This window comes from Psychromonas sp. KJ10-2, assembly GCF_047323255.1.
Lineage (GTDB): Bacteria > Pseudomonadota > Gammaproteobacteria > Enterobacterales > Psychromonadaceae > Psychromonas.
In genome coordinates, this window is sequence record NZ_CP178827.1 from 2,436,967 (window position 1) to 2,458,485 (window position 21,519).

The following is a 21,519-nucleotide window of genomic DNA, read 5'->3' on the forward strand; positions in this document are numbered from 1 at the left end:
TGTTTGCTACATTGACCAGTCTAGTTATTACTATCGTTGGATACTCGCTCGTTCGATATCTATCATCAGTTGCTGCTTGGATAGTAGGGGCTATCTTATTATTGATTGCAGCAGAAGCCGCTTTCAATATAGGAGACTACCCAAGTCTTACTGAAGTGGGAAACTTTTCGGTTGCTTCATTCTTTATGATGATGATGATTACTGCGTCTTGGTTGATTGGGTTTGCTCCTTACGTGTCTGATTATTCAAGATACATGTCTCCAGATAGCGATGAAGCCGCCGCATTTTGGGGGACGTATTTGGGATGTACCCTAGGAGCTGTCATCGCCATGATAATCGGTGCGTTCTTGGGATCACAGATAACAGCTGGTGACCCGCTTATGGCACTAAAAGAAAATTATGGGGGGATCGGTCTGTCTATTCTTGTTGTTATGTTCGCTGCAACAGCACTGGTCAATTGTATTAATTCTTATACTGCGACATTGAGCATATTGACCATGTTTAAAGGTGTATTTCCTAATTCGGATATAAGCACGTCAACACGAATTTCTGCTGTCGTTATCTTTCACGTTATTGCTTTCTTTATGGCAACGGCAGTAGGTGATGACTTTTTAACCAGCTTTACAAACTTCATCTATCTCCTCATTTACTTCTTAGTCCCTTGGTCCGCAATTAATCTAGTTGATTACTTTTTGATTCAGAAAGGTGAATATCATATACCGTCCTTTTTTGAAGCAGGAGGCGGAATATATGGACGCTGGAATGTTAATGCGATGATGGTTTACGGGTTAAGCATACTTATTGAAGTGCCGTTTATGGGTATTAGCTTATATACCGGCCCATTGTTCGAGTTGCTTGGCGGAGTGGATATTGCCTCGATAATAGGGTTTATCTTTGCAGGTGCCTTGTATTACTTGGTCAACAAAAACAAGAAACTAGACGTTGTAGATATTACTGCATAATTTTTCTATAAACCTAGTTGGTTGATTCAATTTAAGTGTGTTACTTCGTTAATCTGGCTTATGCTGCAACATGTACGGTCTTGACTCGGCTATTTCACACTTTGATTATCTTGGATTGACTATATTTTTATACATTTTTCAAAAGGATTTAATTATGACTTATGACTATATAATCGTTGGTGCAGGCTCGGCAGGATGTGTGTTGGCCAATAGATTAAGTGAAGATCCCAATATAAATGTTCTTTTGCTAGAAGCAGGAAACTGGGATAAAAATCCATTAATTCATATTCCTGCCGCACTTCCAGCTGTAGCTCCTAATGAAAAAATAAATTGGGGTTATTATACTGAAAAGGAAAATCGTTTAAATAATCGTGAACTTTTTGGCCCAGAGGTAAAGTAGTAGGTGGATCAAGTTCCATAAATGGAATGGTATATACCCGTGGTAACGCAGGTTGCTACGATAAGTGGGAAGAATTGGGTGCAACGGGTTGGTCTTACAAGGATGTTTTACCTTATTTTAAGAAGGTAGAGGCTAATGAACGTGATGACAATATTTATCATGGAAAGACGGGGCCTTTACGTGTAACGCGTGCCGTCCCTACATCTGAATTATCTAGTTTGTTTATTGAAGCAGGGAAGCAAGCTGGCTTTAGATGCAATGATGATTTTAACGGAGAAAACCAGGAAGGTTTTGGCGAATTTGATGCGACTGTATATCAAGGACGTCGTTGGAGTACGGCTACTGGTTTCCTAAAACCCATTAAGTCAAGAAGTAATCTTTCTGTTATTACCGGTGCATTAGCATCTAGGATTCTGTGGGAAGATAACCGCGCTATCGGGGTAGAGTACCGAAGTCAAGGTCACCTACATCAAGTACATAGTAGTAAAGAGGTCATCTTATCGGGGGGGCAATTAACTCGCCCCAATTATTGCAACTTTCTGGTGTTGGGCCAGCAAAATTGCTGAATGAACTTGGTATAGATGTCATAGCTGATCGTTCTCAGGTCGGTGAAAATCTCCAGGATCATCTTTGTGTTTGTATTATGTCTCGAATCACCAAGCCGATTAGTCTTTATCATTGGTTGAATCCATTCCGTGCGTTGATGGTTGGTACACAATATATGGCAGGAAGAAAGGGAATCGCGGCACAAGCACCACTATCAACAGGCGCATTCCTTAAAAGCGATCCAAATTTGGCTTATCCAGATTTACAACTTCATCTCACTCCGGCTTTAGTGACCAGTCATGATAGTTCTTGGCCGAAAGAACACGGATTAACGATTTACGTTAATCATGGATACCCAAAAAGTCGAGGCACAATCAAAATTTCAAGTAAAGACTCCAGTGTACACCCTAAAATTATTGCTAACTACTTATCTGATCCAGAGGATCTGACTATTCTTCGTGATGCTGTAAAAACAACGCTTAATGTTTTACAGCAGCCTTCTTTTAAGGACGTACTCGGAGAGGGTATAGGGCTAACTAATCAGGATGCGGATGACTCCGATATTGATGAATTTATTCGCTCAAATGCTGAGACGGTATACCATCCTGTTGGGACTTGTCGGATGGGTAGTGATGATGGGGCTGTAGTCGATCCACAATTAAGAGTAAATGGTGTTGTTGGTTTGCGTGTGGTTGACGCGTCGGTAATGCCGTCGCTCATCAATGGTAATACTAACGCACCTACAATCATGATTGCGGATAGAGCGGCGGATATGATTCTTAATCAGGTGTAGTTTGCATATAAAAAAGTGCTTAACGTAAAAGTCATTTTCAAAAATTATTTAAGTTGATTAGTGGCATAGAGGCCATCAAACAACAAAAGTTGCTAAGCATTATCTTAATGCGCATAGTCATTTATGAAATGAACTTTGCTTTCAAATTTTCTGATCTCATTGTGTTCATGGAACAAGGTCGTGTGGTTTGTGATGACGCCCCTCAAGTATTACGAGACGGTAATAACCCTCGTGTAGACGCTTTCTTAAAAGATGTTTCACTAAATTAAATAAGGTTAAAGTTATTATGATTGAACAATGGCAAATAGATAAATACCACGAACAAGGTTTTTTAGTAGTGGAAAATGTATTAACAGCTCCAGAAGTTGCGACGTTACAAAGTGACTTTGATGATTGGGTTGAAGATAGCCGTCAACACGCTGAACCTTGGGGTGAAACATTAGATAAGCGCGCACGTTTTGATATAGAGAGTGACCACAGTGCAACTCATCCATCACTGCGCCGTGTAACTTCTCCAACCGAGATATCTGAAGCCTACAAAAAAGCCGCATTAGATTCGCGTGTATCAGAAATTGCAGGTCAACTTGTAGGCAGTAGTGGTGCACGTTTACACCACAGTAAAGTAAATTCGAAATTACCGCATACAGCAACACAGGTGAAATGGCATCAAGACTTTCCATTTACACCACATAGCAACGATGACCTAGTTACTTGCCTATTAATGATCAGTGAAGTAACTATGGAAAATGGCCCATTACAGGTCATTCCTGGTAGCCATAAAGGTCCACTTTATACTCATTGGCATAATGACCAATTTACTGGTGCGGTTAGCTCTGAAGTTGAACGTTTATATTGTCAAAATCCAGTGTCTTGTTTCGGCCCTGTAGGATCAGTTTGTTTTATGCATTCACGCCTATTACATGCTTCTAGCCCTAATGAAACAGAATTACCTCGAACTTTATACATTAGCGTCTATGCAGCAGAAGATGCACTGCCTTTCGGAGAAAACCCTTTACCAAGCATACATACAGGGCTACTAGTGTATGGCACAGAAAGCGGTGAAACCCGAAGCACACCTAATCAATTACGATTGCCAGAAAAACCTAAAGGCGCCTCGTTTTTTGTTCAACAAGCCGGTTCAGATTCGGTTAAATCTTAAAATCTAAACTAATGAAAGGAATTATTATGAAAGACTTTATAAAGAAAAAACGTTTAACAACACGAGCAGCACTGGCAGGCATCGTAGGTGCTGCATTATCCTTTAATACATTTGCTTTCAATGAACCAGATAAAATCATAGCAGGCACAGATGCTACTTTTTTCCCTTATGAATATATGGAAAATAACAAACCTGTTGGTTTTGATATTGAATTTATCACTGGCTTAGCAAAAGTGATGGGCAAAGAGGCGGTCACTATTGATACACGTTGGGCTAATTTAATCCCAGGCTTACGTGGAGGGAAGTTTGATATTACTAACTCTTCTATGTATATCACTGCAGAGCGTATAAAAATAATCGATATGATCCCCTATTTAAAAAGTGGTGAGTCGATCTTGTCAGTAAAAGGCAGTGACTACCAACCAAAGGTACCAGAAGATTTTTGTGGTCATACGGTTGGCTCAATGGCGGGGACTTCTTGGTTAAAACAGTTACAAACAGTTTCAGCTGAGTATTGTGTTGCTTCTGGTTTAGAACCAATCTCTATTCGTGAATACCCTACTGACCCACAAACCACACAAGCTATGCTATCGCATGCAGTAGAAGCACAAATTACCGATGCAGCAGTTGCACGTGGTGTGGTCGATAAACTAGGTAATCGTGTATCCATCTCTTCTGAAACTTTAATCTATCCAGTGCTTAATGGCTTTGGTATCAAGAAGGGTAATGATGAAGTAAAACAAGCACTAATCGAGGGGTTAGAGAAATTCAAACAAACATCGGAATACGATACTTTATTGAAAAAATATAATTTTCAAGCGCCTACTGCTGAAGATATCGAACAACTAATGCCTAAATCTTAATATGATTGTGCACAGTCAAGCCTGTGCACTTTTTACGGGAGTAACCCATGACTCTATCAATAGAACAACAAACACGAATAGACCTTGCAGCATCGCTTCGTATTATTGCACATTTAGGTATGCACGAAGCGGTTGCTAATCATTTCAGTGCAGCAGTTTCTGAAGATGGTAAAAAATTCTTAATCAACCCTAAATGGAAGCATTTTTCACAAGTAAGAGCCAGTGACCTGCTCTTATTAGATGCAGACGACCCTAGTACTACAGAGCATCCAGATGTAGATGCTACTGCGTGGTCTATCCACGGACAACTTCACCAAAACCTGCCCCATGTACGCGTAGCCATGCATTTACATCCGATCTATACCACAGCTGTTTCCACCATGAAAAACCCACATATTCCACCTATAGATCAAAATACAGCACGATACTTCAACAGAGTGTCCATAGATACTATGTTTGGGGGGATGGCAGATACAACGGAGGAAGGTGCAAGGTTATGTAGCTTATTAAAAGATAATAGCCGTTTGTTAATGGGTAATCATGGAGTGATGGTAACTGGCACCGATATTGGTGTTGCCTTTGATGATATTTGGACATTAGAACGTGCTTGTCAGATTCTTGTTACTGCTTGGTCGACAGGGCAGCCACTAAATGTGTTATCCAATGAAGTCGCGGAGAAAACAGCAAAAGACTGGGAGGGAATAGAAGATTTCTCACGTAAACATTTTGAGGAGATGAAAGCATTAATGATTGCTCAAGACCCTACATTATTAGATTAACCTCAGTTCTGGTTAATGAAAGCGAAACATCATATAAAATCAGATACTTAAATCATGTAATAGACAATGCTGCTAGTGGTGCGTAGTTCAAGCCAAATTATTGAAGCAATAACGGGTTATTAAGAAATAATTTAATGCAGAAATCCGTAATAAATAGCGGTGTTGACTCGCTTTTCTTATCCAGTATTGAGGTTAGATTAAGCTTAAACAATAGTTAACAGGACATGACGTATTATCGAATCTCTGTTAACTATTATTAATAGTAAGTTAATTTACCCTTTCTTTTCCTTTAAAAAATTAACCGCACGATCCGGAAAGTCAGTGAATACACCATCTACATCCGCTTTATAGAAAAAGATATTTAAGAAGTCTTCAAAATCCTTTGCGTATCCAGGTACATGACCTTCATCGATTCTAAAGGTATAAGGATGTACTTTCATGCCTGCTTGATGTGCATTTTCCACTAAAGAGTAAAGATTAAATCGCCTTGTTTTGAATCAGGAGAGACTACCATTGGGTACCAAGGCCCTACTCCATCAGCATATTCGGCAATCTGTTTCATCGCACCAGGTTGGTACATCCAATCGTAGTTATAGTCTACGACTTTACCATCAATATACTCTTTGGTTTCACCCCAACTTGTTTCCGCCATTAACTGAATAAGCTTAATATCCATATTTCGTTCAGGTAATAAATCGTCTTTAATACGCTTGAGTTCATTAACATCAAAAGACTGTAAGTAAGCTAGGTCAGCTTTTTTAGTGTAGCCATATTGCTTAAATACATCTAACACGGCACTACTGATGTCCTTTCCTTCGTGACGATGAAACCAAGGAGCTTTAACTTCAACATAGATACCTACATCATGCCCAGTACTAGTGTTGAGCCCTTGAATCAGTTCAATTTCATCTTGTAGGGTGTGTACTTTGAAATGCGACTGCCAAAGCGGGAAACGTTTTGGATAAATAGCTGTTTTCTTACCCTCTTTAATAGTAAAAGCTTCAGTCATATCCAATTGTTTAATTTCTGCTAAAGTAAAGTCGATCGCATAGTAGCGCCCATCTTCACGCTTACGATTTGGAAAAATATCAGCAACATTAGTGACACGATCTAAATAATGGTCATGTAATACCACCAGCGCATTATCTTTCGTCATAACAACGTCTTGCTCAATATAATCTGCCCCCATAGCGTAAGCCATTGACTTAGCTGACATGGAATGCTCAGGCAAATAACCACTTGCACCTCGGTGAGCGACGACTATTTTTTCTGCATATGCACTGTTAGCTAAGGGTATTGCAATTAAAACCGTTACTAACCATTTTTTTAAGTTTGGTAATTGAATCATGATGTTGTTGTTCCTTGTATTAAAAATACTAAAAAATAAACCCGTATTACGTTCAATTAGTTTCTTTTACAGCTAATAAAAGTTTAGAAAACTCTGCAAAGCCATATCCACCCGATTCAGACATGACAACTTGCGGGTGATGCTTAAGCTTGCTCCAGTAATTTTTAATGTTAGCGACACCAACACTTTTAGGTAAGTTAGCAAACATAAGCTCGTCATTTAATGAGTCACCGATATAACAGGCTGTTTTTATGATCTGTGCTTGAGACAACCCCTTTGCTTGCAAAAAACTAAATGAGGTAGCTTTTTTAGAATGATCTCCATACCAACTATTGATATGAATGGAACTTGCTGTGGAATTCGCACCTAAAGCCTTGATTTTCGAGATCACTTCGGCAATAACATCAGGAGAGACAGGAGTTCGATTCTGCCCAATATCAATGGCAACTTCACATAGACGGTACGACTGATCTAATGTTAATTTTAAATCGGGATAATCAGCTAAAATGTCCATGATTTGCTGTTTTAGTACTGATTGCTTTTTAATAATAGTGGGCATTGATTCACCTGAGGTAAGAGTTAAAAATCCACTTTTCTTTTCCATAAGAAAAGCACCATTCTCCCCAATTACCGCATCGACAGGCCAAAGCTGAGCAATGTGATCACACCAGCCTGCGCATGCTCCAGTCACAGCAACGACTTTCAAACCCGCTTGTTGTAAAGCAGACAAAGCGATTAATGTTTCTGGTGGTAACTGCCCCTCCCAAGTTAACGTATCATCAACATCAGTCAGCACCCATTGCACATCTTTCCATTCATTCGTTAATGTATTTTTTGGTAATTTCATCATATCTCTTAATATCTATGGGGCTTATCAGCTTATATTTAATGATTAAACAGACGCTCAACTTATAGCAAATTAGGCAAAAACATCACTAAACCTTCTGAGTAGGTTAACAGCATTAATACAGCTAATAATGCCAATAAAAGAGGCAACACTTCACGCACAAAATCCACCAGCTTTACTTTTAGTATCGAGCAAACGGTAAACATCATCGAACCAAATGGAGGTGTTACACCGCCAATCATAATATTAACAATCACGATAATGCCGAAGTGAACAGGGTTAACCCCAAGGTTCAGCACTGCAGGTAGTAATAATGGCGTTAAGATGATCATTGCCGCTCCACCCTCAATGAACATACCCACAATCAATAACAATAAGTTAATCAGCATTAATAGAACTAACTTGTTATCAGTCACTAAAATTAAAGCTGAAGCGACATTCTGCGGAATTTGCTCTAATGTCATGTAATAGCCAAAGATCATCGCACCGACGATAATAAACAATACACTGCTCGTACCTTGAATCGTCTCTTTGAAGATCACCAGGAAATGGCTAAACTTTAATTCACGGTAAACAAATAACCCAATAATGGCACACAATAAAACAGCAATAGCCCCTGCCTCTGTTGGCGTAAATAAACCAAAACGCATACCTAGAATAATGCCAAATGGAATTAATAAAGCAGGAATGGCTTTGCCTAAATGATGTAGGCGCTCTTTAACTGATGCAGCTTGCGACCTTGAAGGCGCATAATTACGTCGCCTAGCAATGATCGCAATAGTCACCATCAAAGATAGTGCCATCATAAATGCAGGCACATACCCCGCAATAAACATTTGATGCACTGATACATTCGCTAATAACGCGTAAATAATAAGATTAATCCCCGGTGGGATCACTGGACTAATGCTTGATGATGCCGCAGTTATCGCAGCAGTAAACGGCAAGTCATAACCTCGTTTGGTCATTTCAGGCGCCAGTATTTTAGATTGCATTGCTGCGTCTGCATTAGCAGACCCAGAAATTCCGCCCATCAGCGTACTTAACGCAACGTTCACATGTGCAAGACCACCGGTTTTATGGCCAATGATTGAATCTGCAAATGACAGCAAACTACGGCTTATTCCAGAATAATTCATCACTGATCCCACCATTATAAAAAAGGGAATCGCCAATAACGGGAAGGATGAAGCAGATGAAATAAAGCGTTGCATCACTAAGCTGACTGGAATCGAGGTATTGATAAATAAAAATAAACCAACGAAGAGGCGATCAATGAAAATGCGATAGGTACGTTTAATAAAAATAAAACGAACAAAATAATAATGGGAAGATAGATTTCCACTGTGTCACCTATAGAGTATTGGGTTGCTTTTTAAATAGCTGTTTTAAATCACTTCGAATGAAGTTGATGGTATGAATCGTCATTAAAGAAAAGCACAAAAACAACACACCGTTAATGGTAAAATAAGACATCCCCATCACAGGAGAAACTTTATTAGATAGCATCATGTAGTCGTAACTTAAATAAGCAAGAATCACATTAATGACTAATAAAAATGATAAAACCAACAGATTAAATGGGAGCTTTGCTCTTTCAGGTAATAATGCAATAACAACATCAACCCCCATGTGTAGCTTATGTTTGTAACACGAGCTAATACCAAAGTAGACTGACCAAATAAAACAGATAACCGCTAGCTCTTCGCTCCATGGCACAACAAAACCAAATCCATAACGAAGAAATACATTAATAATCACCATCAAAATGGTAATGGATATGGCAATGGACGCGAATATCTCTTCAAAATTTTTAACTAAGAAGCCCATGACTTCTCCTACTTATTAACTCATTGAAATAATGATTGTTAAGTAAAATTCGTTATTAATCATTCACACTTACTTCACTATAAACGCAGTAACATCGTCATTTTAAACCTTCAAAATAGGCTATTTAAAAACGATGGAAGTAATCGATAATGGTATGAATGACATTTCATAACGTAAAAAATAACTGCCTTATTGAAAGCCCAATAAAGCAGTTATCTGATAGTACTTTTAAAACTGATCACTTACTCAGCAGCACGGATTTTTTCAAGCTCTGCACCAATTCGGCTTCGGATGTCATCACTCCAAGCAGGGAATTGATTGTAAACATCAGCTGTTAATTTACTAAATTCAGCGCTATCAACTTCGTTAAATTTAACGTCTAAATCTTGTAGTTTTTGAGTGTATTCAGCATCTAACTTAACTAACTCAGTGGTATTCGACACAGCACCAGCCGCTAGCTCTTCATTAATGATTTGCTGTTGCTCAGGTGTGAATTTATCCCAAACTTTAGGTGAGATATAAAGACCTACAGTCCCTAAAAAGTGTTTGGTTAATGACATGTTTTTAGCCACTTCATACATTTTAGTTGAGTACATAGTCAAAATTGAACCTTCAAGACCATCAACCACACCTTGTTGAACACCCGCATAGGTTTCAGGAAAAGGTAATGATGCTGGCGCAGCACCCATCGACGCTAATGTACTAATAAATAATTGGCTACCAGGAACACGAATACGCATGCCTGCCATATCTGCAGAGTTTTTAATTTCTTTATTGGTGATCATATGACGGAAACCAAACATGTAATCAGCATTTAACACTTTAATACCTTTCTCTTCGACTTCAGCAGTTAAGTCAGCGACTAATTGAGTATCCATCATGGCTAGGTATTCGTCGTAAGAGTTATATAACATTGGACCAGCTAACGCAGCAAAGTCAGGAACATAATCTCCAAGGTAACTTAAATCTTCAACCGCAATCCAATCGGCACCATTAACAACTTGCTCAAGGTTATCTTTATAAACTGGTAATTGCCCACCAGGATAAACTTTGATGTTTACACCTCCATTAGTACGCTCTCGAATTTTATCCGTCGCTTTGATTAGCTCTTTAGTCAATAATTCGTTTTGAGTAAATACCAAACTCATGTTGATATCAATTGGCTCAACTGTTTTAGCACCTTTTGTTGTTTCAGCAGGTTTTTCGCCACAACCAACCAGCAATGCAACAGCAGTTAATACGGTTCCGATTACCTTTATCATAAATAGTACCTTTGTTTGTAAAGTTAGCTTTAATAAATCAATTCGTTTATTAAAACAAAAAGAGTGAGATAACTTGTATGTGCTTCTCACCCCATAAAATTATTCATATGAACACCAAAAGAGTCATATGAAAATATATATTGTGCAAATAGTAGGTTACAAAAATGTAGACCAGCACCTATAAATACCAATTAACTGTTAAGTTAATATGACAAACTGCTATATTTTAAGTCTTTTATATTTTCTAAAATACATTATCATTAACAACACCATAAAAGTTCAAATGAACATAACTAGGTAAATTTATGATCGCAGGTCATCGCGGTGCAGCGTCATTGGCACCAGAAAATACATTATCAGCGTTTAAAAAAGCACTGCAATCAGGTGCAAAATGGATTGAGTTAGACACACAACTTAGCGCAGATAAAATCCCAGTCATCTTCCATGATGAAACCGTTGATCGTTGTACAAACGGTGAAGGCTTAGTCGCTGATTTTACATTGAGTCAATTGCAAGCATTAGATGCTGGCAGTTGGTTTTCAGAGGCATTTATTGGCGAACAGATTATTTCCTTGGAGCAGACTTTACTCTTCTTCATGGAAAATGATTTGAATATGAATCTTGAGATTAAGGTTCATCATTCTGAGCAAGCTGAACCACTTGTAGATGCAGTTTCAAAAGTATTAGCTAAAGTAAATTTTCCCAATGAAAAGCTCATCATATCTAGCTTTTCTGATTTAGCATTAGCACACTGTCATCGAGTCATACCGGGTATTCGCTTAGGTTATATTACTGATAAAAATCCATTGATTAAATTAGAAAAGCTGAAGCCTTTAAACTTATATAGTGTGCATGTTGACCATAAAATATTAGAAGAAACCATGGCCAAAAAAGTCACTGATACCGGGCTTAAACTGATCATTTGGACACTGAACGATGTGACACAAGCCAATAAATTTAGATCTTGGGGTGTAGAAATGATTATTACTGATAAACCTGATGTATTTGTTAAAGCATGATAAAACTTAATGCTCGTCAGCAAAATATTCTATTACGCTTACGTCAAAGAGAAGATGTTCAGATAGATGCGATGTCTGAACACTTTCAAGTGACAACGCAAACAATTCGTCGAGACGTAAATCAACTTTGTAAAGCGGGTTATGCTCGACGTATTCATGGTGGCGTTGGCCTACCAGTTCAATTGAGCAATAGCAGTTATCAATATCGTAGTGATATACAGTTTGATGCAAAAGATAAAATAGCCCAAAAAGTTGCTAATTCGATCCCTGATGGCTCGACCATTATTATGGGGATAGGCACCACAGTGACACGTATTGCCTATTATTTAAAAACCAAACACAGAGTGATCACTAACAATCTTCAGGTCGTTCGTATACTAGAAATGAATCCAGATATTGAAGTTTATATCGCAGGTGGATTATTTAGATCGCAACAACAAGATGTTGTTGGTAATAATGTCACAGAGTTCTTCAATAATTTTGAAGCAGATATTGGCATATTAGGCTGCGCAGGGATTACCAATAGTCATTGTGCAATGGAGCATGAAACTGCTGAGGCAGAAATATCAAAGTGTATTGTAAACAACTCACGACAAACATGGTTGGTCGCCGATGCAACTAAATGGGCAATCTCCGCTTCAGTGAAAGTCGCTGCATTATCTCAATTTGATCAGATTTATAGTAACTACACTAACCTACCATCAGAACTTCCACTGATATCGGTGAAATAAACTTTTCTGATGAAAGGCTAAACATAAGATAGAGATTAAAGATGTAGAGCAAATGGGACTAAAAACACGCAGTCTTTATTGAATAGGTCCCAGCAAGGTATCGTATTGCTATCAATAGCATTAGTGATGTTAATTTGAATATTATGATTGATACTATAATCAAACGAACATGCGCTAAGCAATACGAACATTATGGCCTAACTAAACACCGCTTGTTAACATAAAAATCATCAATAAGCGGCGTTTCTTATGCAGAGTTGAGGTTAACTATAATATGAATAAAATAAGCTTAAGTTCGGAATTCATCGATTTTTTGTTGTGCATCATCACCAAATAAACGCTTACTTACCGCTTCTAACCCTTCAGCATTGTCTAATAGCTCTTTGCGAATCACTAGTGTTGCTTTTGAACGTCGACGCAGTAAATCCTCAAGGTTAACAATCATTTCATTCTCAGCAACCCAATCAATTTCAGCCCACGTAAACTCCGTATGCTCTAATGCAAGCTCTGCTTTAGCTGGGTTCTCTTTAATCGCTTTCAATAAAGTAAATGCATCCTCTCCATAACGGCGCCAAAAACGACTTGATAAAGGTTCCAAAGCGCCTTTAGGTGTTAACTTGTCCACCTCTTGCATCGCAGTCATGAACTTAGCCTTAACTTGATCAGCAGGCTCACCATACCAAAGCGCATTAGACCTATTCATTGGAATATCTAAATCTTCTACAATATCAGCAACTTCATCACCAACATTGATACAGTCAGTCAACTTACCACCGAAAATACTGATGTGTTTATCTGCCTTATTAACATCAATCGCATGTTTACGAGATAATGCAACCCAATCAGCAACCCCTTCTTCAGCTTCAATAGCTAATGGTCGGACTCCACATCGTTCAGCAATAATGTCATCTTTAGTTAATGGCTTATCTAAATCTAATAAATTATTCGCATTATCAAGAATGAATTTGCGATCTTCATCTGTCACTGAGGTTTGATGGCTTTCAACTTGGTTATCCGTTGTACCAATACAGGTTTTAGAACCCATTGGTAACACAAAGAATAAACGTCCATCACTTGCAAAAAAGGCTAACACGCGATGCTCTTTTGAAATACGATCAACTGTTAAGTGCACCCCTTTAGAGAATAAGTGATGATGCGATGTTTTCTGTTTGGTGCCTTTATTAACTTGGTCAACTAATGGACCACAAGCATTTATTAGCGTTTTGGCTTTAATTGTAAATGCTTGATCGTTGGTTTTATCTTTTGCCTGAATTACCCATTGGTTATTTTCACGCACCGCGTTAACCGACTCTACATAATTTGCAACGATAGCAGACTGCTTTGCAGCGGCTGTAATAAAGTTAAATACAAAGCGCGAATCATTATCTTTTAAGAAAGCATCTGAGTATTCGAAACCCGCTTGCGCACCAGTAACCTTAATACTTGGCTCAAGTTGTTTAATCGTATTACGCGTCAAGTACTTAGGAGCCATAGTGAATAAACGGCCGAATAACCAATAAGCAAGCGTGCCCATAAATACAAACCAAACAGGAAAACGGAAACCTTTTTGAATAGTCGTTAAAAAACGAACTTCAGTCACTGATGATGGGTAATGCTTCATTAAGTTATTACGGCTCTTACAAAGCTTATTAACTAAACGATACTCATGACTTTCTAAATACTTAATACCACCCCATGCGAGATTTGAAGAATTAGAGCTAGTTGCTCCTGCAAAATCTCCTTTATCGATTAGACCAACTTTAACGCCTTTAGCCGCCAAAGATGCAGCAGCAACGGCACCATTGATACCACCCCCTAAAATAAGGACATCTAACTCTTCTTCAGCTAATTGTTTAATATTGTTCGTTCTATTGAGGCTCATTTCGGAATCCTTTAAAAAAATGTTCGGTAACGCACTTTAATGTTCAAATTAGAACATAAATATTTTCTAATTAACACTGTAATTAATTAAATTAATACTTATATTGAGCACAAATGAGTAAAAAGTAGAGTTAAGTTAAATAATCAACATAAGATTATGTAGATACGAACACTCTCAATGGATAAACAGGCTGTATTAAATACAAATATATTCAGTAAATGGTGCATGATACTGACCACGATCAAGATAATCAGACCTTGGAAAAGGCTCCTTATAATAATTAAGTGACCATCTTATTATCGTTATAGCGCTTCATTAAGCATTGAAAATAGTTACCTACCAAACTAATTTAATCTACCATTATTTTATTACATTTCATTTACAAACCATTAGCTTAACCCCACCAACCGCAACACTTCATGGGTAAATTTGTTAATAATTTAATACTTAACAGGCAAACAAACCAATTCATTATTTGATCAAACCTAAAAATTATTCCTTGATAGTTAGTGCACTAATCATTAGGATTATAGTTAATTGATCGTTCAATCAATTAACTATTTGAACGATTTAACATTAAAAGGAAGTGATTTATGGCAAGACCTGTGATGAAAGAAGTCAGGCAGCAAGAGCTTATTGAGGCAACATTAATCTCAGTAGAACGCTATGGTTTACAGCACTCGACTATTAATACAATTAGTGCAATAGCAGGCATGTCATCTGGCATAATCAGCCATTATTTTGGGGGGAAGCAAGGCTTAATTGAAGCTACTCTCAGATACCTTATCGATCAAATAAAACAAGTGTTGTTAGCTAAAATATCTGATAAATCGCTCTCTGCTCAAGACAGACTATTCATGATTGTTGAAGCTAACTTTACCGAACTACAGCGCTCCAATGCAGCCACCAAAACGTGGTTAAGCTTCTGGTCTCAAGCAATGCATGACCCTGGCTTGGCTAGACTACAACATATCAATAACCGACGCTTATACAGCAACCTACTCTATTCGTTTAAACAACTACTTACAGATGTTGAAGCAGTTAATGCCGCAAAACAAACAGCCGCGATCATTGATGGATTCTGGTTACGTAGTGCGTTGAGCTCAACCCCTGAAGCCGACTTTAAACAAGCTCAGACCCTATCTAAAGCCTTTATTAATACTGTCATTACACAGTATGGAGAAAAAAATGTCATCATTAGTCGTTCATCAAAATTATGTGCACGGGCAATACATTGCTAATGGCACAGGCGAAACATTCGAAGTAATTAATCCAGGCACAGGTGAAGTAAGCTATTTAGTTGAAACAGCTACAGAACTTGTCCAACAAGCAGCTATCGACAGTGCAAAAACTGGTTTTGCTGTGTGGTCGAAAATGAGCGCAATGGAACGTAGCCGATTACTGCTTAAAGCAGTCGAATTATTACGTAAGTATAATGATGACCTCGCTGCTAGTGAAGTTATCGATACGGGTAAACCTCTACAAGAAGCACTCGAAGTTGACATCGTAACGGGTGCAGACTCAATCGAATTTTTTGCAGGTTTAGCACCGGGCATTGAAGGCAACCAACAAACTGTAGGCGATGACTTTTATTACACTCGTCGTGAACCATTAGGTATTTGTGCAGGCATTGGGGCTTGGAACTATCCATTACAAATTGCTTGTTGGAAAGCCGCTCCCGCTTTAGCTTGTGGTAATGCAATGATTTTCAAACCATCTGAAGAAACACCGCGTGGTGCAATGCGTTTGGCTGAAATATTTACTGAAGCCGGCATTCCTGATGGTGTTTTTAACGTTGTACAAGGCGATGGGGGTGTTGGCGCTTGGTTAACTGGTAATGAAGATATTGCAAAAGTTTCTTTCACCGGTGAAGTGGGAACGGGCAAAAAAGTAATGGCTGCAGCTGCTAGTTCATTAAAAGAAGTCACCATGGAATTAGGTGGTAAATCACCTTTAATGATCTTTAATGATGCAGATATTGAAAATTCGGTTTCAGCAGCCATGTTAGGCAACTTCTACACCCAAGGAGAAATATGCACTAACGGTACACGCGTATTTGTTCAAGAAGAAATTTACCCTCGCTTTATCAAACGTTTAGTTGAGCGTACAGAGCAAAATATCATCTGTGGCGATCCAATGAACCCAGAGACAAATTTTGGCGCGTTAATTTCAAAAGACCATCAACAAAAAGTGCTCGATTATATTGAAACTGGCAAAAAAGAAGGCGCAACGTTATTAACTGGCGGTAAAGCATTACAACCTAAAAGTGCCGAAAATGGTTTCTTTGTTGCTCCTACGATTTTCACTGATTGTACGGATCAAATGACAATCGTTAAAGAAGAGATATTTGGCCCTGTAATGTCAGTACTCACCTTTACGGATGAAGAAGATGTTATTAAACGAGCAAATGATACTCGCCTAGGTTTAGCAGCCGCTGTCTTCACTCAAGACATCACTAGAGCCCATCGTGTTATACACCAAATTGAAGCAGGTATTTGTTGGATTAACGCCTATGGTGCATCACCATCGGAAATGCCTGTAGGTGGTTACAAAATGTCAGGTATCGGCCGTGAAAATGGTAGCGAAACCTTAAAAGCGTATACCCAAATAAAAGCCGTTTATGTTGGTATGCAAAATCTAGAAAGCCCATTTTAAGGATGACTATGACTAACGATCAGTATGATTACATTATTGTTGGTGCAGGCAGCGCTGGTTGTGTACTAGCCAATCGCTTATCTGAAGATCCTAAAAATAAAATATTATTATTAGAAACAGGTGGTAGTGATAAAAGTATTTTTATCCAAATGCCAACTGCTTTATCAATTCCAATGAACACCAAAAAATATGCTTGGCAATTTGAAACTGAAGCTGAACCTTATTTAGATAATCGCCGCATGCATTGTCCTCGCGGTAAGGTATTAGGCGGTTCATCATCAATTAATGGCATGGTTTATGTTCGTGGTCATGCTCGAGACTTTGATGAATGGCAACAAGCCGGTGCAAAAGATTGGGATTATGCGCATTGTTTACCTTATTTTAAGAAAGCTGAAACTTGGTCATTTGGCGGTAACGATTACCGTGGTGACTCTGGTCCGCTAGCCACTAATAATGGCAACAATATGAAAAACCCATTATATCAAGCTTTTGTTGATGCAGGAGTTGATGCTGGCTATTTGGCGACTGCCGATTACAACGCTGAACAGCAAGAAGGTTTTGGGCCAATGCATATGACGGTCAAAAACGGTGTACGCTGGTCTACAGCTAATGCTTATTTAAGACCTGCGATGAAACGCAGTAACTTAACCGTTGTAACTCATGCATTAGTGCACAAAGTATTACTTGAAGGTAAAAAAGCAGTCGGTGTCCGTTATGAAGTAGACGGTAAACTAACCGATCAGCTGTGTAATAAAGAAGTATTACTCAGCGCAGGCTCTATCGGCTCTCCACATATTTTACAACTTTCTGGTATTGGTAAAGGTGAAATATTAAAAGCTGCTGGTATTGAGCTACGTCATGAGTTACCAGGTGTGGGTGAAAACTTACAAGACCATTTAGAGTTTTATTTTCAATTTAAGTGCTTAAAACCTATTTCTTTAAACGGGAAAATTGATCCACTTAATAAACTATTAATTGGTATGCGTTGGATCTTAAACAAATCAGGCTTAGGTGCGACAAATCACTTTGAGTCATGTGGATTCATTCGCTCTAAAGCAAGCTTAGAATGGCCAGATCTTCAATATCATTTCTTACCGGCTGCAATGCGTTATGACGGTAAGGAAGCTTTTGCAGGTCACGGCTTCCAAGTACATGTTGGGCATAACAAGCCTAAAAGTCGTGGCTCTGTCAAAGTAGTATCAAGTGATGTGAATGTTGCTCCGCAAATACAATTTAACTATTTATCACATCAAGATGACATCGAAGGCTTTCGAGCTTGTGTTCGTTTAACCCGAGAGATTATTAATCAACCTGGATTAGATGAATACCGAGGTGAAGAGATTCAGCCTGGCTCAGCAATACAAACCGACCAAGAGATCGATCAATTTGTTCGAAGCTCAGTTGAAAGTGCTTACCACCCTTCTTGTTCTTGCAAAATGGGTGAAGATGCAATGGCTGTTGTGAACTCAGAAACGAAAGTACATGGCATCGAGAACCTACGAGTCGTTGACTCTTCTATCTTCCCTACTATCCCTAACGGCAACCTAAATTCACCAACCATTATGGTTGCAGAACGTGCCGCAGATATCATCTTAGGAAAGACACTACTAAGCCCTAACAAAGCTAACGTGAAAGTCGCTGATGATTGGGAAAATACACAGCGACTACAATCCCCTAAACGACACATCGATTTATAAATTGAATATTGTGTATTAGTAGACAGTGAATGTTTACTAATACATAACGAGGTTAAAGGTCAGCCTAAGCAATTACTGCAAATGATCTATTAGTTACGTTATTTGTTCAGGGTTTAACTATCGTCATCCATACATGCCATTTATCGGCATTATCACGATACTTAAGGTTTGAGGGCAGAGGTTGTCTTAAAAAATAATAGCGTTGCGTTTTAAAACATAAAATAAGGAATTATCTATGTTGATTAACACACTCTTTAGGGAGGCCAAATAATGACGCTTTGGCTTTCAACCGGCATTCTATTCGTTTTTGCCGCAATTGCATTTATCTTATACCGTTGGGGTAACATGCAATGTATAGGTGTTACACCTGTGCGTAAATTCACTTTCATCGCAATCCTTTTTACCTCTGGATTAGATGTTGGTTTAATTATGTTCCCACTGACAGAGTTTGCTGGATATGCAGATTTAGCTACTAGTCCAGAATATGGCTTTACCAACCCTCTTTCAATTGAATTTGGTTTTTGGGCCTTCTTAATTTGGGCATTTTATTTTGTTACTTGTTTCTATTTTTGCGTGATAGAACCAAGAGTCAAATTTTTCGAAATACCGCTAATCAAAGCGATTAACAACATAGTTATCATTGGTACCTGTGCTTTTACAGCTTATTTGCTATTAACTAACTTACCTTGGTACTTACCGGGAATAGGTGATGGTGAATCTATTGTTGGTAGCTTCTACCTGATTGTCTTTTTAGCGATTGCCGTAGCAGTGTACTCAAGTACCAGTATTCGCTATGTAAGAATTTTAAGCCTAGGTAGTAGTTGGTTATTCTTTGCGTTGATCATCATGATGTGGGCAGGTGCCTTTTTATCTGAAAGTTCAAGCGTTGGAGAATTCTTCACGACCTTTGGGTTACTCGGCGACTATTTTGCTAACTTACATCACTTTGTATTACCGTTAAATGATTACCATGAATTTTACCTATTCTGGTGGTTTGCTTGGAGTATTATGATTGGTCAGTTCACTTCTCGCTTTGTAAGTGGAATGAGAACTTATCAAGTACTTGGTGCAATGATGATATTCCCATCAATTCCAATTGCAGTTTGGTTTACTGTCCTTTATTACTACAGTGCAAATTCAATCCCGACAGCAGGTTTTTATAACTTAGCGATGGTGATTGTTGGTATTACATTTGTTGTCAACTCGCTTGATTCGCTAATCCGCTTATACACGGATAACCTAAACTTAACAGTAAAACGTTTTGGTAAGATACCTTACATCATTGGTAATATTGCTTTGTTGAGTGGTTTAACATTATTATTTAAATTAAACTTTCTACAAATTCAATGGGTTGGTGCATTGGCAATTGGCTTAATCTTAGGTTGCTTTGCTTATATTCTATTAAAATATTTACGTAAAGTTGCAGATATTGAACGCTCTCCAAAAGAGAATAAAATCGATTTTACTAAAATTGAATTAATGGATTAAAAACAATAACTATAGGGTGAAGTTAAACAAATTTAACATTTAATATCCTCAATAGTAGCTGTTCAATAAAAAGCAGAATAACAAGCTCCGTTATTCTGCTTTTTTATGATTTTAAACATGAGCCCTATGATTTTTTTGCTATCCTACGCAAAAATTTGAGGTGAGTATTATGGAAAAGCAAGAGCAGTTATTAATTTCGTTACGCCGTGTGATCAGGGCTATCAGTATACACTCACGTCAATTAAATAAAGAATCAGGCTTAACTGGCCCGCAGTTGTTAGTGATGCAAAAAATTGATCAACTTGATGCGCCGCTAGCAAAACAAATTGCTCAAGAAATAACCTTGAGTGCCGCAACTGTCACCACGATTCTTGATAGGCTTGAAAAGCGCAGCTTTATTATTAGAACGCGCAGCAAAACAGATAAACGCAAGGTCCACTTATCATTAAGTGAAGCGGGTAAAGAAGTCTTAAGTTCATCGCCAAAACCGTTACAAGAACATTTTATAAAACGTTATAAGAACCTTGATGAATGGGAGCAAAGCCAACTGCTTTCTGCTGTAGAACGCATTGCCTCAATGATGGACGCCACTGAATTAGATGCTGCACCAGTATTATTAGTTGGCAAGATACAAGACACAGAGACCTAAACCCTACATTTAAAAAATGTAGGGTCGTAATGACTTCTACATATTTTTCTCATAATAAGATTGTATTTAATAACTCATTAATGCTGACCTCTATAACCTTCTATTCCTATACTTATGTTAAATAAAATGGACGAATTTTTTACTAAATAAATTTGTCATATAAAAGTTCAGACAGATAAAACGATACTCTTGTCGTAAGATATTATTAAGTGCCGACATTGGCTCGATTAATATCACTTATTATACCAATCAAAATATGACTTACACTTATTCTGAGCATGTTGTTAACTGGGGTATTGCAGGTGTTCATCACCTATTCTCTATCTTTTTTGCAATGCTTTACTGTGTACTTGCAGAACGTTGTCCCAAAATAACGTTATGGCAGGGGGTTGGGGTTGGTATCTTATTAACAATCCTTTTCCACGGCATTACCTTACCTGTGTTTGGCTGGGCACCTGCGATATGGGATTTACCGATAAATGAACTTGTTTCTGAAACATTAGGACATATTTTATGGATGTGGGTGATTGAAGTTTTCCGTCAATATATGATGAAAAAGACATAGTACTTACACTAAATACCGTTTACACCAAGACCAGTCACTTATGT

General features: G+C 38.2%; 22 protein-coding genes and 1 pseudogene. 16 read left to right on the top strand and 7 right to left on the bottom strand.

Features of this window, described 5'->3' with window-relative positions; translation table 11 throughout:
- The first annotated feature begins 11 nt into the window (after nt 1-11).
- The 8 genes and pseudogenes from ACLKL2_RS11695 (at nt 12) to ACLKL2_RS11730 (ending at nt 5,502) form a co-directional block, all read left to right on the top strand.
- A complete protein-coding gene (locus ACLKL2_RS11695) occupies nt 12-962 on the top strand; it encodes a purine-cytosine permease family protein (RefSeq protein ID WP_413694308.1) in 951 nt (316 codons plus the stop codon).
- Nucleotides 963-1,116: 154 nt separating this feature from the next.
- The gene (locus tag ACLKL2_RS11700; protein ID WP_413691804.1) at nt 1,117-1,362 is read left to right on the top strand and encodes a lycopene cyclase family protein; all 246 of its coding nucleotides are present in this window, start codon (nt 1,117-1,119) and stop codon (nt 1,360-1,362) included.
- A gap of 26 nt (nt 1,363-1,388) precedes the next feature.
- Nucleotides 1,389-1,909, top strand: a pseudogene (locus ACLKL2_RS11705) (GMC family oxidoreductase); the annotation flags it as partial.
- A 96-nt stretch (nt 1,910-2,005) separates the two neighbouring features.
- Nucleotides 2,006-2,701, top strand: coding sequence for a GMC oxidoreductase (locus tag ACLKL2_RS11710; RefSeq protein WP_413694309.1), 696 nt, complete (start codon nt 2,006-2,008; stop codon nt 2,699-2,701).
- A gap of 107 nt (nt 2,702-2,808) precedes the next feature.
- Nucleotides 2,809-2,970 carry a hypothetical protein gene (locus ACLKL2_RS11715; RefSeq protein WP_413691805.1) on the top strand — a complete coding sequence of 54 codons (162 nt, stop codon included), beginning with the start codon at nt 2,809-2,811 and terminating at the stop codon, nt 2,968-2,970.
- A 17-nt stretch (nt 2,971-2,987) separates the two neighbouring features.
- Nucleotides 2,988-3,860, top strand: coding sequence for a phytanoyl-CoA dioxygenase family protein (locus tag ACLKL2_RS11720; RefSeq protein WP_413691806.1), 873 nt, complete (start codon nt 2,988-2,990; stop codon nt 3,858-3,860).
- Nucleotides 3,861-3,886: 26 nt separating this feature from the next.
- Entirely contained in the window at nt 3,887-4,723 is an 837-nt protein-coding gene (locus ACLKL2_RS11725) for an ABC transporter substrate-binding protein (protein WP_413691807.1), read from the top strand.
- A 47-nt stretch (nt 4,724-4,770) separates the two neighbouring features.
- Nucleotides 4,771-5,502, top strand: coding sequence for a class II aldolase and adducin N-terminal domain-containing protein (locus ACLKL2_RS11730; protein ID WP_413691808.1), 732 nt, complete (start codon nt 4,771-4,773; stop codon nt 5,500-5,502).
- Nucleotides 5,503-5,774: 272 nt separating this feature from the next.
- Here the strand turns inward: ACLKL2_RS11730 and ACLKL2_RS11735 are convergent, their stop codons facing one another.
- The 6 genes from ACLKL2_RS11735 to ACLKL2_RS11760 form a co-directional block, all read right to left on the bottom strand.
- On the bottom strand, nt 5,775-5,966 hold the full coding sequence (locus tag ACLKL2_RS11735) for a glycerophosphodiester phosphodiesterase family protein (RefSeq protein WP_413691809.1): 192 nt from the start codon (nt 5,964-5,966) through the stop codon (nt 5,775-5,777).
- The gene (gene glpQ / locus ACLKL2_RS11740; protein WP_413691810.1) at nt 5,966-6,850 is read right to left on the bottom strand and encodes a glycerophosphodiester phosphodiesterase; all 885 of its coding nucleotides are present in this window, start codon (nt 6,848-6,850) and stop codon (nt 5,966-5,968) included. The genes ACLKL2_RS11735 and glpQ overlap by 1 nt, the downstream gene beginning before the upstream one ends.
- Nucleotides 6,851-6,902: 52 nt before the next feature.
- The gene (locus ACLKL2_RS11745; RefSeq protein ID WP_413691811.1) at nt 6,903-7,700 is read right to left on the bottom strand and encodes an HAD family hydrolase; all 798 of its coding nucleotides are present in this window, start codon (nt 7,698-7,700) and stop codon (nt 6,903-6,905) included.
- A 59-nt stretch (nt 7,701-7,759) separates the two neighbouring features.
- The gene (locus ACLKL2_RS11750) at nt 7,760-9,004 is read right to left on the bottom strand and encodes a TRAP transporter large permease (RefSeq protein ID WP_413694310.1); all 1,245 of its coding nucleotides are present in this window, start codon (nt 9,002-9,004) and stop codon (nt 7,760-7,762) included.
- 46 nt (nt 9,005-9,050) lie between these two features.
- Nucleotides 9,051-9,527 (bottom strand): TRAP transporter small permease, encoded by a 477-nt coding sequence (locus ACLKL2_RS11755; protein WP_413691812.1) that lies wholly within the window; start codon nt 9,525-9,527, stop codon nt 9,051-9,053.
- Between the two features lie 242 nt (nt 9,528-9,769).
- Nucleotides 9,770-10,789 carry a C4-dicarboxylate TRAP transporter substrate-binding protein gene (locus ACLKL2_RS11760; RefSeq protein WP_113818356.1) on the bottom strand — a complete coding sequence of 340 codons (1,020 nt, stop codon included), beginning with the start codon at nt 10,787-10,789 and terminating at the stop codon, nt 9,770-9,772.
- A 305-nt stretch (nt 10,790-11,094) separates the two neighbouring features.
- Between ACLKL2_RS11760 and ACLKL2_RS11765 the strand changes: the two genes are divergently transcribed.
- Complete coding sequence (locus ACLKL2_RS11765) at nt 11,095-11,808, top strand: glycerophosphodiester phosphodiesterase family protein (protein WP_413691813.1); 714 nt, start codon at nt 11,095-11,097, stop codon at nt 11,806-11,808.
- The gene (locus ACLKL2_RS11770) at nt 11,805-12,539 is read left to right on the top strand and encodes a DeoR/GlpR family DNA-binding transcription regulator (protein WP_220149647.1); all 735 of its coding nucleotides are present in this window, start codon (nt 11,805-11,807) and stop codon (nt 12,537-12,539) included. Before ACLKL2_RS11765 ends, ACLKL2_RS11770 begins: the two co-directional genes overlap by 4 nt.
- Before the next feature lie 289 nt (nt 12,540-12,828).
- On the opposite strand, the gene ACLKL2_RS11775 is transcribed toward ACLKL2_RS11770, so the two are convergent.
- The gene (locus ACLKL2_RS11775) at nt 12,829-14,421 is read right to left on the bottom strand and encodes a glycerol-3-phosphate dehydrogenase/oxidase (protein ID WP_113818354.1); all 1,593 of its coding nucleotides are present in this window, start codon (nt 14,419-14,421) and stop codon (nt 12,829-12,831) included.
- Nucleotides 14,422-15,014: 593 nt separating this feature from the next.
- On the opposite strand from ACLKL2_RS11775, the gene betI reads away from it, so the two are divergent.
- From betI to ACLKL2_RS11805, 6 genes are all read left to right on the top strand, one after another.
- Nucleotides 15,015-15,662 (top strand): transcriptional regulator BetI, encoded by a 648-nt coding sequence (gene betI / locus ACLKL2_RS11780; RefSeq protein ID WP_413691815.1) that lies wholly within the window; start codon nt 15,015-15,017, stop codon nt 15,660-15,662.
- On the top strand, nt 15,610-17,076 hold the full coding sequence (gene betB / locus ACLKL2_RS11785) for a betaine-aldehyde dehydrogenase (protein ID WP_413691816.1): 1,467 nt from the start codon (nt 15,610-15,612) through the stop codon (nt 17,074-17,076). Before betI ends, betB begins: the two co-directional genes overlap by 53 nt.
- An 8-nt stretch (nt 17,077-17,084) precedes the next feature.
- Nucleotides 17,085-18,773, top strand: a complete 1,689-nt coding sequence (gene betA / locus ACLKL2_RS11790) for a choline dehydrogenase (RefSeq protein WP_181817700.1) — start codon at nt 17,085-17,087, stop codon at nt 18,771-18,773.
- A 270-nt stretch (nt 18,774-19,043) separates the two neighbouring features.
- Complete coding sequence (locus ACLKL2_RS11795; RefSeq protein WP_413691817.1) at nt 19,044-20,261, top strand: BCCT family transporter; 1,218 nt, start codon at nt 19,044-19,046, stop codon at nt 20,259-20,261.
- A 169-nt stretch (nt 20,262-20,430) separates the two neighbouring features.
- Nucleotides 20,431-20,910 carry a MarR family winged helix-turn-helix transcriptional regulator gene (locus ACLKL2_RS11800; protein ID WP_413691818.1) on the top strand — a complete coding sequence of 160 codons (480 nt, stop codon included), beginning with the start codon at nt 20,431-20,433 and terminating at the stop codon, nt 20,908-20,910.
- A 256-nt stretch (nt 20,911-21,166) separates the two neighbouring features.
- Nucleotides 21,167-21,475, top strand: coding sequence for a DUF1440 domain-containing protein (locus tag ACLKL2_RS11805; protein ID WP_413691819.1), 309 nt, complete (start codon nt 21,167-21,169; stop codon nt 21,473-21,475).
- Nucleotides 21,476-21,519: the final 44 nt, after the last annotated feature.